Origin of the sequence: Nonomuraea sp. WAC 01424, assembly GCF_003947315.1 — a bacterium.
Taxonomy (GTDB): Bacteria; Actinomycetota; Actinomycetes; order Streptosporangiales; family Streptosporangiaceae; genus Nonomuraea; species Nonomuraea spiralis.
Genome location: NZ_QHHZ01000009.1, coordinates 362,341 through 377,888, shown reverse-complemented (window position 1 = coordinate 377,888; position 15,548 = coordinate 362,341). Strand labels below are relative to the sequence as shown.

At 73.9% G+C, this 15,548-nt stretch carries 13 protein-coding genes; 9 read left to right on the top strand and 4 right to left on the bottom strand.

What is annotated here, in order from left to right; all coding sequences use genetic code 11:
- The first annotated feature begins 71 nt into the window (after nt 1-71).
- The 5 genes from DMB42_RS26085 (at nt 72) to DMB42_RS26065 (ending at nt 9,759) form a co-directional block, all read left to right on the top strand.
- Entirely contained in the window at nt 72-1,064 is a 993-nt protein-coding gene (locus DMB42_RS26085) for a DUF1731 domain-containing protein (protein ID WP_125637630.1), read from the top strand.
- Nucleotides 1,065-1,122: 58 nt separating this feature from the next.
- Entirely contained in the window at nt 1,123-1,641 is a 519-nt protein-coding gene (locus DMB42_RS26080) for a type II toxin-antitoxin system prevent-host-death family antitoxin (RefSeq protein WP_125637629.1), read from the top strand.
- An 85-nt stretch (nt 1,642-1,726) separates the two neighbouring features.
- A complete protein-coding gene (locus tag DMB42_RS26075) occupies nt 1,727-3,688 on the top strand; it encodes a S41 family peptidase (protein ID WP_125637628.1) in 1,962 nt (653 codons plus the stop codon).
- Nucleotides 3,689-3,871: 183 nt separating this feature from the next.
- A complete protein-coding gene (locus DMB42_RS26070; protein ID WP_260477946.1) occupies nt 3,872-5,365 on the top strand; it encodes a DHA2 family efflux MFS transporter permease subunit in 1,494 nt (497 codons plus the stop codon).
- A gap of 215 nt (nt 5,366-5,580) precedes the next feature.
- Nucleotides 5,581-9,759 carry a hypothetical protein gene (locus DMB42_RS26065; RefSeq protein WP_125637627.1) on the top strand — a complete coding sequence of 1,393 codons (4,179 nt, stop codon included), beginning with the start codon at nt 5,581-5,583 and terminating at the stop codon, nt 9,757-9,759.
- Nucleotides 9,760-9,768: 9 nt separating this feature from the next.
- Here DMB42_RS26065 and DMB42_RS26060 read toward each other — a convergent pair whose 3' ends face one another.
- Nucleotides 9,769-10,839 carry an alpha/beta fold hydrolase gene (locus tag DMB42_RS26060; protein WP_125637626.1) on the bottom strand — a complete coding sequence of 357 codons (1,071 nt, stop codon included), beginning with the start codon at nt 10,837-10,839 and terminating at the stop codon, nt 9,769-9,771.
- A 9-nt stretch (nt 10,840-10,848) separates the two neighbouring features.
- Nucleotides 10,849-11,139, bottom strand: a complete 291-nt coding sequence (locus tag DMB42_RS26055) for a hypothetical protein (RefSeq protein ID WP_125637625.1) — start codon at nt 11,137-11,139, stop codon at nt 10,849-10,851.
- 114 nt (nt 11,140-11,253) lie between these two features.
- Here DMB42_RS26055 and DMB42_RS26050 point away from each other — a divergent pair, with 114 nt between their 5' ends.
- The gene (locus DMB42_RS26050; RefSeq protein WP_125637624.1) at nt 11,254-12,231 is read left to right on the top strand and encodes an acetylxylan esterase; all 978 of its coding nucleotides are present in this window, start codon (nt 11,254-11,256) and stop codon (nt 12,229-12,231) included.
- A 51-nt stretch (nt 12,232-12,282) separates the two neighbouring features.
- Here the strand turns inward: DMB42_RS26050 and DMB42_RS26045 are convergent, their stop codons facing one another.
- Nucleotides 12,283-12,570, bottom strand: coding sequence for an iron-sulfur cluster assembly accessory protein (locus DMB42_RS26045; RefSeq protein WP_125637623.1), 288 nt, complete (start codon nt 12,568-12,570; stop codon nt 12,283-12,285).
- Nucleotides 12,571-12,674: 104 nt separating this feature from the next.
- The gene (locus DMB42_RS26040) at nt 12,675-13,124 is read right to left on the bottom strand and encodes a pyridoxamine 5'-phosphate oxidase family protein (protein ID WP_125637622.1); all 450 of its coding nucleotides are present in this window, start codon (nt 13,122-13,124) and stop codon (nt 12,675-12,677) included.
- A gap of 201 nt (nt 13,125-13,325) precedes the next feature.
- Between DMB42_RS26040 and DMB42_RS26035 the strand changes: the two genes are divergently transcribed.
- The 3 genes from DMB42_RS26035 (at nt 13,326) to DMB42_RS26025 (ending at nt 15,541) form a co-directional block, all read left to right on the top strand.
- Nucleotides 13,326-13,865 carry a DUF4142 domain-containing protein gene (locus DMB42_RS26035; protein ID WP_125637621.1) on the top strand — a complete coding sequence of 180 codons (540 nt, stop codon included), beginning with the start codon at nt 13,326-13,328 and terminating at the stop codon, nt 13,863-13,865.
- Nucleotides 13,866-13,900: 35 nt separating this feature from the next.
- The gene (locus DMB42_RS26030; RefSeq protein WP_125637620.1) at nt 13,901-14,536 is read left to right on the top strand and encodes a hypothetical protein; all 636 of its coding nucleotides are present in this window, start codon (nt 13,901-13,903) and stop codon (nt 14,534-14,536) included.
- 105 nt (nt 14,537-14,641) lie between these two features.
- Nucleotides 14,642-15,541 carry a DUF2382 domain-containing protein gene (locus tag DMB42_RS26025; RefSeq protein WP_125637619.1) on the top strand — a complete coding sequence of 300 codons (900 nt, stop codon included), beginning with the start codon at nt 14,642-14,644 and terminating at the stop codon, nt 15,539-15,541.
- The last annotated feature ends 7 nt before the right edge of the window (nt 15,542-15,548 follow it).

The following is a 15,548-nucleotide window of genomic DNA, read 5'->3' as shown; positions in this document are numbered from 1 at the left end:
CGACACCTGCCGCCCACGGTCGCGCCACCCCGTGCTGAACGCGTTCAAAAGACCGGAGTAGGGTCGGACCCGTGAAGGTGGTCATCCCCGGAGGCACCGGACAGGTCGGCGCGATCCTCGATCGCGCCCTGACCGCCGCCGGCCACGACGTCGTGGTGCTGACCCGGCAGCCGGTACGGGAGCGCGAGGTCGGCTGGGACGGCGAGACCCAGGGCGCGTGGTCGGCGGAGATCGACGGCAGCGACGTCGTGGTCAACCTGGCCGGACGCAGCGTGAACTGCCGCTACACCCCGGCCAACCTGCGGGCCATGATGGACTCCCGGGTTCGCTCCACCCGGGCCGTCGGCCGGGCGATCGCGGCCGCCGCACGCCCTCCCCGGGTGTGGCTGCAGATGAGCACCGCCACGGTCTACGCCCACCGCCTCGACGCGCCCAACGACGAGGCGACCGGACTGATCGGCGGCGCCGAGCCCGGCGTGCCCGGCTACTGGGCCTACAGCGTCGAGATCGCCAAGGCGTGGGAACGGGAGCAGGAACGGGCCGAGACCCCGCGTACGCGCAAGGTCGCCCTGCGTACCGCCATGGTGATGAGCCCCGATCGCGGCGGCGTCCTCGACGTGCTGCTGCGCCTGGCACGGCTGGGTCTCGGCGGCCCGGTCGCGGGCGGCGCCCAGTACGTGTCCTGGATCCACGAGCACGACTTCGTCCGCGCCGTCGAGTTCCTGGCCGGGCAAGACGACCTGGCCGGGCGGGGCGAGCCGGCTGGGCGGGGCGACCTGGCTGGGCCGGTGAACCTCGCCGCCCCCGGGCCGCTGCCGCAGGGCGAGTTCATGCGGGCGCTGCGGGCCGCCTGCGGCATGCCGGTGGGCCTGCCCGCGACGCGGTGGATGGCCGAGCTGGGCGCGTACGCGCTGCGTTCCGACACCGAGCTGCTGCTCAAGAGCCGCCGGGTCGTCCCCGGCCGGCTGCTGGAGGCGGGCTTCACCTTCGAACACCCCCACTGGCCGGAGGCCGCCGCGGACCTCGTACGGCGGGCGCGCACGGCCCGCGCGGGCCGACCCTAGGGGGACGCGGGGCGAGGCGTCTTGCATGGATATCGTAAGGTGCCTTACGGTTTCATGCATGATCAGTTACAGTGAGCTGGAAGCCAGGCTCGGCGTCCCCATCGGGGTCGAGGAGGCGAGGTCCAGCTGGGGGGCGCTGGTCGGCGCGGCAGGCGAGGGGCAGGTCACGCTGATCACGCGGGAGCGCTGGGAGTGGGCCGCGCTGGTCCCGCTGTCGAAGGTGCCGGGCCTGTTGTCCGGACTGCCCGTCGTGTCGCTGTCCACGGCCAAGGCCAAGCTCGGCGAGCTCGTCCGCCAGGTCGCCGCGCCGTACGACGACACCCCGGTGCTGCTGGCCCGCCACCGCACCCCGGTCGCCGCGCTGATCGCGGCCACCCGCCTGCTCGGCCCGGGGCCGGTCGAGCAGGCCGCGCCGGCGGCCGACGTCGAGGCGCTGCTGCACAGGGGCTGCACGGTCACCCTGAGCCTCCATTCGACCGGGTCCGGCGTCATCGCCGTCGCCCGTGACCGCGACGGCGGCGAGGTGGCCGTCGGCACCGGCGACGGCGTGGAGGAGGCCCTGCGCGCGCTGGGTTGAGTACCCCCGTGCTCAGGCGCGGGCGGGTGGGGCGGCGCAGGCTGGGTGGTCTCCGAGGAGCCGCGACAGGAAAGGGAGCCACGCCATGACGCACCCGTACTGGGAGAGATGGGACAGGGCCGGCATGCTCGCCGGGATCCGCGAGGCCGCGGCGGCCGAGCCGCCCGCCGCGGCCGCGGCGCCGGTCTACGTCCCCGACGACCACACGACCGTGGAGGAGTTCCTGCGTACGCCGGGCGCGCTGACGCTCGCCGAGCGGCAGGTCATCGTCCGGCAGGCGCTCCTGCTGCTGGAGCAGAACTACGCGCACCTGCCGCTCAAGGACGCCCTGTACGGCATCGACCCGCTGCAACGCCTGCGCCTCCTGCTGGCCGCGACGCAACGCCAGAGCGAGGCGACCATGGACCCGGAGCCGCGCTTCCACCGGGAGCTCCTGTCCGTCTTCACCTCGCTGCACGACCTGCACACCACCTACGAACTGCCCGCCCCCTACGCCGACGGCGCCGCCTACCTGCCGTTCAGGATCGAGCAGTACGCCGAGGCCGGCGAGCCGCGCTACCTCGTCGCCGAGATCACCCGGCCGGCCCGCATCCCCGAGGCGGTGCGGGCGACGTTCGTACGGGGGGCCGAGGTCACGCACTGGAACGGCGTGCCGATCGACCGGGCCGTCGACGTGCACGCCGAACGGTTCGCGGGCAGCAACCCGGCCGCCCGCCACGCCAACGGCCTGCGTTCGCTGCCGTTCCGGGTGCTGCGCTACCACCTGCCGCCGGAGGAGGACTTCGTCACGGTCGGGTTCCGCGGGCCCGACGGGCAGCCGGGCGAGCTGCGTACGCCGTGGCTGCTGGCCCGGCGTACGGTGCCCGCGCCGGTCGCCGGGGGCGCCCAGGGGCCGATCGGCGTCGACCACGAGGGCCAGGAGATCGCGGCGCTGATCGAGTCGCTGGTCCCGCGCGCCGCGGCGGCCACCGCCTCGCCCTCCGGCTACCAGGAACGGGGGCGTTTCCTGTACCGCCAGGTGAGCGCGGGCGGCCGGACGTTCGGGCACGTGCGCGTCAAGGACTTCAAGCTCCAGCCGATCGACACCGACCGGTTCGAGACGGACGAGGAGTTCCTGGAGGCGCTGCGCCGGCACGTGGTCGACTTCCTCACGATCCTGGACGGATTACCGCAGGACGGCCTCGTACTGGATATCCGCGACAACCCCGGCGGGACCATCGTGGCGGGCGAGATCCTGCTGCAACTCCTCACCGCCCGGACGATCAGCCCCGAACCCGCACAGATGGTGACGACCCCGCAGAACCTGCGGCTCGCCCGGTCCGACGCGCGCTTCGGCCGCTGGGAGCCCTCGATCGACCGCGCCGTGGAGAGAGGGGTGCCCTACTCCGACGCCTTCCCGCTCACCTCGCCAGACCTCGCCAACCGCCTGGGCCAGTTCTACCAGGGCCCGGTCGTGCTGATCACCAACGCCCTGTGCTACTCCACGGCCGACATCTTCGCCGCGGGCTTCGCCGACCACGGCATCGGCGTGATCGTCTCCGTCGACGGCAACACCGGCGCGGGCGGCGCCAACGTGGTCGAGCACCAGGACATCCTGGGGGCGCTGGCGGCGCCGTACGAACCGCTGCCGCGCCGGGCGAACCTGCGGGTCGCGATCCGGCGCACGCTGCGCGTGGGCGAGGCGACCGGCACGCCGCTGGAGGACTACGGGGTCGCGGGCGAGCGCTACCTGATGACCAGGAGGGACCTGCTGGAGGGCAACCCCGACCTGATGGAGCACGTCGCGGGGGTCCTGGCCCGGCAGGGCGCGCACCGGCTCGCGCTGTCGGCCGAACCGGGCGACGCCACCCTGTGGGTGACCGTCGAGTCCGCCGGGATCGACCGCGTCGACCTGTACGTGGACGGCCGCCCCCGCGCCTCGGCCGACGTCACCGGGCCCCCGGCGCGGATCGCCGTGCACGACGTGGTCACGGCGGCCGAGATCCGCGCCGAGGGCTTCACCAAGGACGGCACCCTCACCGTAACCGCCACCCACCACCTCACCTGAGCAGCCCCAGCGCCGCGCTTGAGCCGCCACCACCTCACCTGGGCAGCCCCCAACACCTCGCCGTGACCGCCGCCCACCACCTCACCTCGGCGGACGCCCGGGGATCTTGACAATCCCCGGGCCGGCCTCTTTCCTAGAGGAAGATTCTAGAAAGAGGACGCATGAATCTTCAGGCGCTCAGTCGTGACTGAATGCCCGCCCAAGGCCGCCCCGGCGCAGCCGCTCGCGAGCACGGCGGAGCAGGAGGACGAGTCCGCCCGGCTGCGGTACGCCTGGCGGGCCGTCTCGGTCACCAGCCTCGGCATGTTCCTGACCGGCCTCAACTCCAGCTCGCTCAACGTCGCCCTGCCCGCCGTCGTCGCGCACTTCCACGCCGGGGCCTTCCTGGCGAGCTGGGTGCTGCTGGCGTACATGCTGGTCAGCTCGGTCGGCCTGGTGGTGTTCGGGCGGGTGGCCGACCTGTTCGGCAGGCGCGGCACGTACCTGCTGGGGTTCGTGGTGTTCACCGCGGCGAGTCTGGCCGCCGGGTTCTCGCCGTCGATCGAGGTGCTGCTGGCGCTCCGGGTCGCCCAGGCGTGCGGCTCGGCCATGATCCTGGCCAACAGCTCGGCCATCCTGGCCGGCGCGTTCCCGCCGGCCCGGCTGGGCCGGGGCATGGCCGTCTACATGGCCGTCATCTCCGTGGCGGGGCTGGTCGGGCCGTCGTTCGGCGGGTTCCTGGCCGGGGCGGCGGGCTGGCGGTGGGTGTTCTGGTTCAACGTGCCCGTCGGCGTCGCGGCCGTCGTCTGGGGCGCGATCACCCTCCGGCCGGTGCCGAGGGGTGCGCGCGAGCGGCTGGACCTGCCCGGGATCGTCCTGCTGTTCACCTGGTTGAGCGGACTTCTGCTGGCCCTGTCGCAGGCCAGCGCGCTCGGCTGGCTGAGCCCGTGGGTGGTGGCGGGCGGGGTGGCGTTCGCGGCGGCGGTCCCGGTGTTCGCGCTGGTCGAGTGGCGCAGCCGGACGCCGCTGCTCGACCTGCGGCTGTTCGGTGACCGCGGTTTCGCGCTGGCCAACCTGGCGGCCGTGCTCAACTCGCTCGGGCAGTTCTCGATCGTGCTGGTGATCTCGTTGTTCCTGCAGTCCACCCGGCAGTACGAGCCCGCGCAGGCCGGGCTCGCGGTGCTGCCCGTCTCGGCCGCCTCCGCGCTGACCTCCCTGGTCGCCGGGGTGCTGGCGGGCCGCTTCCACCCCCGTACGGTGGCGGTGGCCGGATCGGCGGTGAGCGCGGCGGGCATGGCGGTGATGCTGGCCGCGCTGGACCCGTCCGTGCCGTACGCCTGGCTCGGGACGGCGCTCGGCCTGGTCGGCGCGGGCAGCGGGCTGTTCATCACGGCCAACACCACCGCGATCATGATGGACGCCCCGCAGGACCGGCTGGGCGTGGTCAACGGCGTTCGGCTCATGCTGGTCAACGTCTCGACCGTGATCAGCACCGCCATGTCCCTGGCCATCGTCGCCGCGGCCGTGCCCGCCGCCGAACGCCACCTCGTCTACGCCGCCGACCCCGCCCGGCTGGCCGGTGTGGCGGACGTGCTGCAGGGCGGCTACCGGCTGGCGGTCGCCGGCCTGCTGGTGCTCGCCGTGGCGGCCACCGCGGTCACGGCAGTGAGCCGCACCGGAACGCGCCGTACAGGCTGAAGGACGCTGCGGCGGCCCGGTCCGTCAGCCGGGGCGGCGGATGGTAGTACACCGCGTACCGGTAACCCGCGGGAAGCCGTGAGGCCCGACTCCGTCGGGGGCGGAAGGGCTGGAGTTCCATGTTGGGGTGAGTTTGACGATTAGTGAGGAAATATGGTCATCTCGTGACCATTGTTTCTGATGGGATGAGTTAGACGGGTCCGGGGGGACGCTTCATGCCGCACGCCCTGCTGCGCGTGCTCGCTTCGACATCCATCGCCGCCACCGCTCTGGTGGCCGCCCCACCGGCCGCCTTCGCGCGCCTCCCGGCCTCGGGCAGCGCGGCTGAGAGGGGGCCGGTCTCGGTCGGGACGCGCGCGGCGCCCCCACGCGGGACGGTCCGGCCGGTGCCCGGCGTCGAGGAGCCGCCGCCCGCCGCGGTCGCGGTCCCGTCAGGGCCCTCGCCCGCCGTCCGGCCGATGGGGAAGGGACCCGTGGGGCCCGAGCCGCCGGAGGTCACCACGCCCGCCGGGACGGGACTCGCCGACGGGATCGCCACCCAGGCCGCCCGGCGGCAGGAACGGCAGGGGCTCGGCCGCCAGGCCCCCGACCCGGCCGCCCTCCTGCCCGACACGGCCGATGCCGCCCCGCTGACCCTCCTGCGCCCGTCCGCCGCCGTGGCCAAGGCCCTGGAGGTGCTGCGCCTGGACGGCCCCCTGGCCACCGGCTCCCACGGCGGCCGCACCCCGCCGGTGAGCCGGGGGAGTGCGGCAGGTCGTACGCCGTCCGGCGCGCGGGCGAGCGGGCTGACGTACCGGTTGTGCGTGGTCGGAGAGACGGGGACGGTGGGCTGCTCGGCACGCAGGCCCGTGGCCGTGCCCGTCGCCGCGGACGTCACCGGCGACGGCCTCCCCGATCTGGCGGCCGACCTGGTGCCCACGGCGAGCCCCGCGAACGGGGACGTCGGCCTCGGCTTCGCCGTCAGGAGCCTGTCCGGCGAGCGGGTACGGGCGCTGGTCTGGGCCGAGTACGACGACAAGGTGACCGTCGGGTTCGACGGCCTGCGCAAGGGCGGCTCGCTGTCCGTGCTCGACCGCGGGACGTTCACCGTCGACCTCGCGGGCCGGACGGTCAGGGCGAGCGTCACGCGCAAGGACCCGGGGCCGTCCGCCGCCACCGTGGCCGGGCTGACCGGGCGCACCGCGGTGAGCCTGCGCCAGACCCCCGCCACCGGACGCCTCACCGTGGAGGCCACCCTCGCCGCGCCGGGCCCCGCCAAGGCCGCCGTCACCCCGTCCGGCGCCGATCCGGCCCGGCTGGACGTCACCGCCTCCGCACCGGCCAGGCTCGAAGCGCTCGCCCTCACCCGGAACCGCTTCACGCAGGCCGTGCTCGACCGCATGCCCACCCGCGCCCAGGTACGCCTGTCCGGCGGCCGGATCCGCTTCACCGCCCCCGCCCCGATCGGCCGCGCCGAGCTGCACACCCACCTCTACCGCGACGGCCGCCTGACCACGGTGACGAGCGCCGAGCTGCGCGACGTGCCCCGCTCCTTCACCGCCGGCTACGCCTTGGCCGACGGCAAACAGACCCTGACCGTCGAGTCGGCCCGGCCCGCGCGGACGGGCTCGGCGAGCATCCTCTCCTACGACCGGACCGCGGCCAGGACCGTGTTGCGGGCCGAGCTGAGCGGCCTGCCCGCCCGGGTGCGCATGGAGAACGACCCGGCCCGCCACCGCGTCACGCAGACGGCCAGCTCGCCCATCGGCAGGTTCGCCGCCGTGCTGCAGCGTGCCGGCGGCGCGCTGTCCAGCCCCGACGCCGGCCACGTCACCATGATCAAGAACGGCGACGCCGTCGGCATCTCCGCGCTGCTGTCCGGGTTGTCGGGGTTCGACGTCACGTACGGCGGCGCGCCGCACGTCCGTCTGAAAGTGGGGTCGAGCGGCCGGTCCTTCGTGGGCGCGGCGAGCATCGACGGCACGCACCTGGCGCGGATGGAGGTCTCCAACACGCCCGCCGAGATCGACCTCACCCTCGACCCCGCCGCCAGGAAGGCCGTCTACCGGGCCAGCGGCATGATCGACCGGGTCCGGGCCGCCTACGCGAACGTGCGTACCGGCCCGACGATCGACGGCACGGTCCGCGGCGTGCGCCATGACGTCAGGACCGCCTGGACGCTGGGCGGACGTTCGTCGGTCGAGGTCACCACGTCCGGCCGGCTGCGCGACGTCCGCCTCTACGCGGCCAGGTCCTACGTCACCAGCCTCGGGACCGCCGGGAGAGGGGACGACGTACGGGTGGACGCGCAAGGGGTCGGCAAGCGGGCCGAACTGGTCGCCGACGCCGCGGCCGGGACGCTCACCTGGAACTCCGCGGCCCCCGTGGCCAAGGTGTCGGCGCTGGCCCGGATCAGGACCGGCGGACGCGACCTCAGGGCCGCCGCCGACGTGACCGGCGTGCCCGCCCGCTTCGACGCCACCTGGAACGCGGGCTCCTACCGTTTCCGCGGCCTGTCCGGCCCGGTCGGGTCGGCGGCGCTGGCCGTCACCAACCACGACGGCGCCACGTCCCCCACCGGCCCGCACCTGGCCGCCCACTACGACCAGGCCAGCGGCGACCTCGACGCGAGCGTCCTGGTCAAGGGGCTGTCGCGGGTCGAGTTCAGCCCGTCGGGCCAGGGGTTCGCGGCCGGGTTCCGCGCCGCCCGGCAGGAGCTGGCCGTGGACGCCGACCTCGTCCTCGGCGACCTGCGCTTCGGCGTGCTCGGCCGGGTGGGGCCGGTGCCGGGCGACCTGACCGTCGCCGCCACGCCCGAGGGCAGGCTCACGTACTCGGGCTCCCGGCTCGGCGTGACCGCCCGCGCCTGGCTCGGCAGGACCGCCGCGCTGGCCCGGATGCGGGCCGCCCCCGCCGTACGGGACGGCCTGTCGCTGGTGGACGGCGGCTGCCCGGCCGGGGCACGCGGCTGCGGGCAGGGCCCGTTCTGCGTGCCGGGACGCGGCTGCTACGGCCTCCAGGGCTACCTCGACGTGACCGGCCTGCCGAACCAGGTGACGATCGACCCTTCGGGCGGCACGTTCGCCTTCTCCGGGTTCGCGCCCAGACGCCGGGCCCTCGCCCTCTACCTGGCCAGCGGCGTGATCGCGCCGGTGCCGGTCAAGGCGCGGGCCACGCTGAGCCGGCTGCCCGCGCGCGTCACCCGGTTGTCGCTGGGACCGTTCGGGGCCGGGCGGGTCGCCTACCGCGTCGAACCGGCCGAGACCCTCGGGGCCCTCGACGTACGGGCCGAGGCGGGCGGGCTGCGCGGCCACGTCGCCCTCGACCCGGTGCCCGCCGCCGTGGACGTACGGGCCGAGTACGGGGCGAAAACCCGCGTGCGGGTCAGCAACTCCGCGCCGGTCGAGCACCTGACCGCCCGGGTCACCCTGCCCGGCCGGGGCACCGGCGAGCTGCGGTTCGCCGACGTGCCGGCGGTGTTCGGCGTGGACGCCGACGCCTCGCCCGCCGGGCTGAGCGTGCCCGCGATCACCTACCGGGGCGGGAGCAGCACGCTGGACGGCCGCCTCGACGTCGAGGGCGGCCTGGTCGACCCCTCCGGGCGCCTCGGCGACGTCTCGCTCGCCGTCGAGGACCTGGCCGCCGACACCACGATCAGGCTCAACCCCGACCAGTCGTTCGACCTGGCCTCGAAACCCGGGCCGACGGGCCGGATCGCGGTGCGCGCGGGGTTGCGCGTGGGCCCGGTCGCCAGGCAGCGCGTGGCCGTCTCCAAGGAGGTCCCGTACACCGGGGGCTTCCTCACCTACCAGGTCGGCGGGGACTTCGCGCTGGGCGCCGGCGCGGTGCCCGAGGTGTCGCTGACGGTCCGGCGGGTGTCGTGGTTGCGGGTGCGGCCGGGCAGGATCCCGTTCGGGCTGAAGGCCCCGGCCGGGGCCGGGTTCCTCGCGCCCGGCTTCGAGGGCGCCTACGACCGTCTCGTCCTGGCCGCCAAGGGCGTGGACCTGCGTCCCGACGTCTCCCTGCGGGTCAGGCTGAGCAGGAAGGTCGGCGCGGACGTCTTCACCGACTCGATGCGGCTCACCCGGGTCACCTCGCTCGCGCCGCGCCGCTACGACCAGCGCATGCGCCGCATCGGCGCCCGTCAGGAGATCGCCGCCGCCGGGATCGGGCTGGCCTGCCTCACGGTGGACGCCAAACCCGGCTTCGTCGCGGGCGGCAGGGACGGCTCGATCACCCTGCGCGGCTCCGACGGCCCCCAGATGGTGTCCCTGCTCGACCCCGGCGGGCAGGCACCCGACTACGCCGTGGACCTGCTGACCCACTTCATGTCGCCGTTCCCCGGCGCCGAGTGGGAGGTGGCGGGTGCGAAGGCCGGCTCCTGCGCCGCGCCCCGCCGGTCCGGTGACCGCTGAACGGGCGGGTCACCACGGCCCCCGGTAGCCGGGCGGCGGCGTGGCCCCCTCGTACGCGGCCACCGGCCGCCCCGCCAGGAACGCCCGCAGCGCCGCCAGGTACGCCGCCCGGCTCCCCGCGTAGGCGAACCCCGCGCCGGGGATCGCCGCGCGGACGTCGGCCGCCGCCGCCCAGCTCTCCGCGTCGCACGGCCCCTTGACGACCAGTACGGGCGCCGTCACCCGGGCCAGCCCCTCCCGGAGCCCGCGCGGCGACGGCCGGTCGGCCAGGCCCGCGTACCCGCCGGAGCCCGCGGCCGGGACCGCCGGGCAGGAATCCGCGGCCCCCCGCGGGAGCCCGGCGGCGCGGGCGTCGAGCTCGGCGTCGCCGGCGAACGCGTGCGCCGCGGCCGGCTCGACCCGCAAGAGTGTGTGCACCGCCAGCATCCGGGGGCTCGGCGGCCCGCCGTCCAGCAACGACGCGGTACGGGCCCGGTCGAGCCCGGCGGGGGAGTCGAGCACCACCCTGGCCACCCGGTCCGGGCCGTCCGAGAGGTAGGCGGCTGCGAGGCGGGCGCCGTCGCCGCGGGCGACCAGGTTCAGGCGCTCCGCGCCGATCGCCTTCCGTACCGCCTCCAGGTCCGCCACGTCCCGCGCCAGCCCGTACGCGGCCGGGTCGGGCAGCCGGGCCGAGCGTCCGGTGCCCACCTGGTCGTAGACGTAGACCGCGTACCCGTCGGCGGCCAGGCGGCCATAGAAGGCCCGGTCGGCCGCCAGGTCCGCGACGCCGGGCCCGCCGGACAGGACCACCACCGGCTCCGGACGGGTGATCCGCTTCGGCGCGACTCGTACGTAGGCCAGCCGCGACCCCGTCGGCAGCAGCCACTCCCGCTGCCCGGCCACCGGCGGCCCGGCGGCGGCCTGGACCTGCGGCGGCGTCAGCGTCGCGCCCGCGACCCGCCAGACCACCGCCGCCTCCACGGCCAGGATCAGCGCCGCGCGTAACCAGCGCCCCCACGCCGCGCGCGGCCGGGGAACGCACAGCAGCAGCCCGAGGAAGAGCACCGCGGCGCCCACCACAATCCCGGCGAAAGACCTCACAGGGGGACGCTAGCCTCCGACCGGGGAGGGGAGCGAGCGGCCCAGCCGGATGCGCAGGCGCTCGCCGGTGCGCAGGGTCTCGCGTACGGTCCACACCCGCTCGTCGACGACGGTCCCGCTGGAGGTCATGTACCCGCCGACCCTCAGCACGGGCCGGCCGGAGTCGTCGCCGAGGAGCTGGGCCCGCGACTCGGAGTCGTCGGCGAACAGCACGAGGAAGTCCTCGGCGTGCGCGGGAGCGTCCAGCACCAGGCCGGGATAGAGGTGGGAGGAGGGAACCTCGATGACGTAGTCGCTCACGCGATCACCACTACCCCGCGGGACGGCTTTCAGCTTCCGCCGAAGTGAGGATGGCGCTTACCTGCACCAATGAGGTGAAATATCAGGGTTCCCTACAGCTAGGAGAGTCCCCCCGTGTCGTTGTTCGACCTGCCGATCGAGCAGTTGCGCAGCTATCTCCCCGACCGCGACGAGCCCGCCGACTTCGACGACTTCTGGTCCCGTACGCTGGCCGAGGCCGGGCGGTTCGACCTGGCGGCCGAGTTCACGCCCTACGACCTGCCGCTGCCCGGCGTCGAGGTGTACGACGTGTCGTTCGCCGGGTGGGGCGGCCACCGGATCCACGGCTGGTTCATCCTGCCGCGCGGCGTCCAGGAGCCGGTGCCCTGCGTGATGCACTACATCGGCTACAGCGGCGGACGCGGGTTCCCCAAGGACCACCTGCTGTGGCCCGCGGCCGGGTACGCGGTGTTCGTGATGGAGACCCGCGGTCACGGCGGCGCGAGCCCGGGCAGCCCCGGCGTGACCGGCGACCCGCACGGCAGCGCCAATGTGCAGGCGCCCGGCATGATGACCCGCGGCATCCTCGACCCCGAGGACTACTACTACCGGCGGGTGTTCACCGACGCGGCCAGGGCGGTCGACGTGGCCGCCGCGTATCCGGCGGTGGACGCCGATCGCATCGTGGTCTCGGGCGGCAGCCAGGGCGGCGCGGTCGCGCAGGCCACGGCGGCGCTGCGCCCGGCGGTACGGGCCGCGCTGGTGGACGTGCCGTTCCTGACGCACTTCCGGCGGGCGGTCGAGATCACCGACCGGGACCCGTACCAGGAGCTGGTGCGTTTCCTGGCCTCCCGCAGGGAAGGCGCCGAGCAGGTGTTCCGCACGTTGTCGTACTTCGACGGGCTCAACTTCGCCGCGCGCGGCCGGGTGCCCGTGTTGTACTCGGTGGCGCTCATGGACTACGTCTGCCCGCCCTCCACGGTCTTCGCCGCCCACAACCACTGGCAGGGCCCGAAGGAGATCACCGTCTGGCCGTGGAACGGGCACGAGGGCGGGTCCGGCTACCAGACCGAGGAGCAGGTCCGCTACCTGCACAAGCTGCTGGCCGGCTGATCCGGCGGGGGTCCCGCCGTACCGGCGCGGTCGCCGGTACGGCGGTTCCCGTCACACCGCCTGCGCGGTCACCATGAACGACACGCTCCCCTGCGCGTCGGCCCCGGCGTCCAGGGATTTGTCGTCCAGCACGGTCGCGGCCACGGGATCGAGATAGACCCGCGCGCCCTCGGTCTCGACGACCTCGTCCGCCGGCTCCGGCGCGGTGGCCAGAGAAAGGGTGAGCGAATTGTTCCCCTCACCCTGGGACGAGATCCGGATCCCGCCCTGTGCGGGTTCCGGCGCGGACGCGGTCAGATCGCGGATCGCCTGGGCTGCGTTGGCTGTCAGGGTGAGCACTACGGCTCCTCCTCACGGTCGACGTACAGAAGTTGCCTGCCATTCCCCCGATGACGAGGCCCAATCCTCCTCGGCGGTTTTCTTTACCGAGTCCGCCGCCGCCGTCAGACGGTCCACTTCCCGTCGAGCATGAGGTCGCGCCCGTCGAGCTCGTTGACCTCGCGCCACGCCTGCACCAGCACCGGGGTGACCCGGAAATAGCTGTACGGGCTGGACAGCTCGCGCGGGTCGAACCCGGTCTTGACCGCGAACGCGTCGCCGACGCCGACCGGGATCGTGGCGGCCGGCTGGGCCGTCACGGTGCCCTCGACGAGGACGACGTCCCTGGTCAGGCCCAGGCCCAGGCGTACCGTGCCGGTCTCCAGCAGGTTGCGCGCGGTCGGGGTGGCGTCCGCGGTGGCCAGCAGCAGCGTGTGCCCGTCCCACAGGAACGACAGCGGGACCATGTACGGGCCCCCGCCGCCCGCCGTGGCGACCCAGGCGTCCACGTCCTGTTCGAGCCGGTCGAGCGTGTCCTGCTTGCGCTGCTCCGGGGAGCGGGCCGGTGGCGTCATCCTTCTCCTCGCACTCTCGTCCGGTCACGTCGACCGGATGGCGTCCGTCACCATGATGACGGCTCTCCCCGGAGGAATGCGACATACGACCCCGAACCGCCTCGACCGGCCGGTATCCGGTACGGCGCGCCTGAGGAGGGAGCCGTGATCGCATGGTTACGCTCTGTGTCGGAGAAGTGTCACCATGTCATAGGAAACCTCATGCGTACTCGTCTGACCATGTTGCTGGCCATCGCGGCCGTCGTCGCCCTGTCGGGGTGCGGCGGCGCCCCGACCAACACCGCGGGGCTGGCGCCGCGGACCGACGCTCAGCCGTCCGAGCAGGACAGGACCTGGATGGCGACCATCCACCAGGGCAACCTGGCCGAGATCGCGGCGGGCCGCCTGGCCGAGAAGAAGGGCGCCACCGACCAGGTCAAGTCGATCGGCCGGATGCTCGTCGACGACCACACCCAGCTCGACCAGAAGGTGACCCAGACCGCGAGCCAGCTCGGCATCCAACTGCCCACCTCGCTCACCGCGGCGCAGGGGGCCATGGTCAAGCGGCTGCAGGAGGCCACGGGCAAGGACTTCGACAAGGAGTTCGTCGCCAGTATGACCAAGGCGCACAAGGAGGCCATCGAGGCCACCAAGCAGGAGATCTCCAAGGGCTCCTCGCCGGCGGTGGTGGCCCTGGCCAAGGTCGCGTCCCCGTCGCTGCTGGAGCACCTGAAGGCGCTGAAGAAGGCGGAGAGCTACTGACCGGGACGCCCGCCGCGCCCGCCGCCACGCCCCCCGTGCCCGCCGCGCCCACCCGGCCGTCCGCGCTCGCCTCCCTCGCCCGCGTCGTGGCGCGTGGGGTCGCCGGGCTCCGGCACGGCCGCGCGCTGCACCGGCGGGGCCTGCTCCTGGCGGGCACGATCACGGTCGAGGCGGCGCCGCTGGGGGAGCCGGGCGAGCACGAGGTGCGGGCCCGGCTGTCCAAGGGGCTGTCCCTGCCGGGGCGGCTGCCCGACGTGCTGGGGCTGGCCGTACGCCTGCCCAGCGGGGTCGATCTGCTGCTGTCCACGGGCGCGGGCTGTCTGCCGGTGCCGCGACGTACCTTCACGTCCGGGCCGTACTCCAGCCTGTCGCCGTACGTGTACGGAACCGGACTGTACCGTCTGGTCGCCCGTCCGGAGGGTGAACGGGTGCCCGCCGATCCCGCGCTGCTGCCCGGCGCGCTGGCTCGCGGCCCGCTGGTGTTCCACCTGTGGGCGGGCGGGCGTTACCTGGCCCGCCTGCGCCTGCACACCGCGCTGCCGGGGGAGGACCTGACCTTCGATCCGGTGCTCAACAGCCGCCCCTGCCTGCGTCCCGCCGGATGGACGGTCCGGCTGCGGCGGGCCGCGTACGAGGGTTCCCGGCAGGGCCGGGGCGCGCGTCCGGCCTAGACCGATTTCTGGCAAAGAGTGCCGGAATTATGTGTGCGAATGCGATGATCTGGGGTATTTGTCCTTTTTGAACCAGGACGAACAATCAGGGGGATCGTCGTGGCTATGCAAACAGAGATCCGGAACCTGCTCGACTGCCATGTGATCGGGTCCGACGGACAGTCGATCGGCAAGGTGGGGCAGGTCTACCTCAGTGACCGCACCGGCGAGCCGGAGTGGGTGACGGTGCGCACGGGGTTTTTCGGCATGAAGCAGACCTTCGTGCCTCTGACCAACGCCCGCCGCTCTGGGGACGAGATCAGGGTCCCCTTCGACAAGGAGATGATCAAGGGCGCACCCAACATCGACGTGGACGGCCGCCTGTCGCTGGAGGAGGAGGCCGAGCTCTACCGGTACTACGGGATGCAGCCGTCCAACATCCCGTCCCAGCGCACGCCCATGGGCGAACGGCAGGCCCGGACCACCGCCGGGGAGCAGCGGATCGCGGACGAGCGCGGCCGGCGCGGGGGCATGACCGGCCAGACCGGCCAGACCGGCCAGACCACCGGCCAGACCACCGGCCAGACGGGCCGGCCCCGTGGCCGGGACGTGGGTGACCGCGACATCGACATGACCACGTCGGAGGAGCGGCTCCGCATCGGCAAGGAGAGCCGCGAGAGCGGTCACGTGCGCCTGCGCAAGTACGTGGAGACCGAGAACGTCCAGGAGAAGGTGCCGCTCTCGCACGAGGAGGTCGTGATCGAGCGCGAGCCCATCAAGGACGGCCAGCCCGGCACGTACGAGATCGGCGAGGACGAGCAGCAGATCACCCTGCACGAGGAGCGGGCGGTGATCGGCAAGGAGACCAGGCCGGTCGAGCACATCCGGGTGCACAAGGAGCGCGTGCAGCACGAGGAGACCGTCGAGGGCCAGGTCAGGAGGGAACGCCTGGAGGTCGACGAGGACGGCAGCGCGCGCGAGCGCACCCACAACCGCCGCGGTGACGACCTCCCGCCCAAGCGGTAGGAGGCCG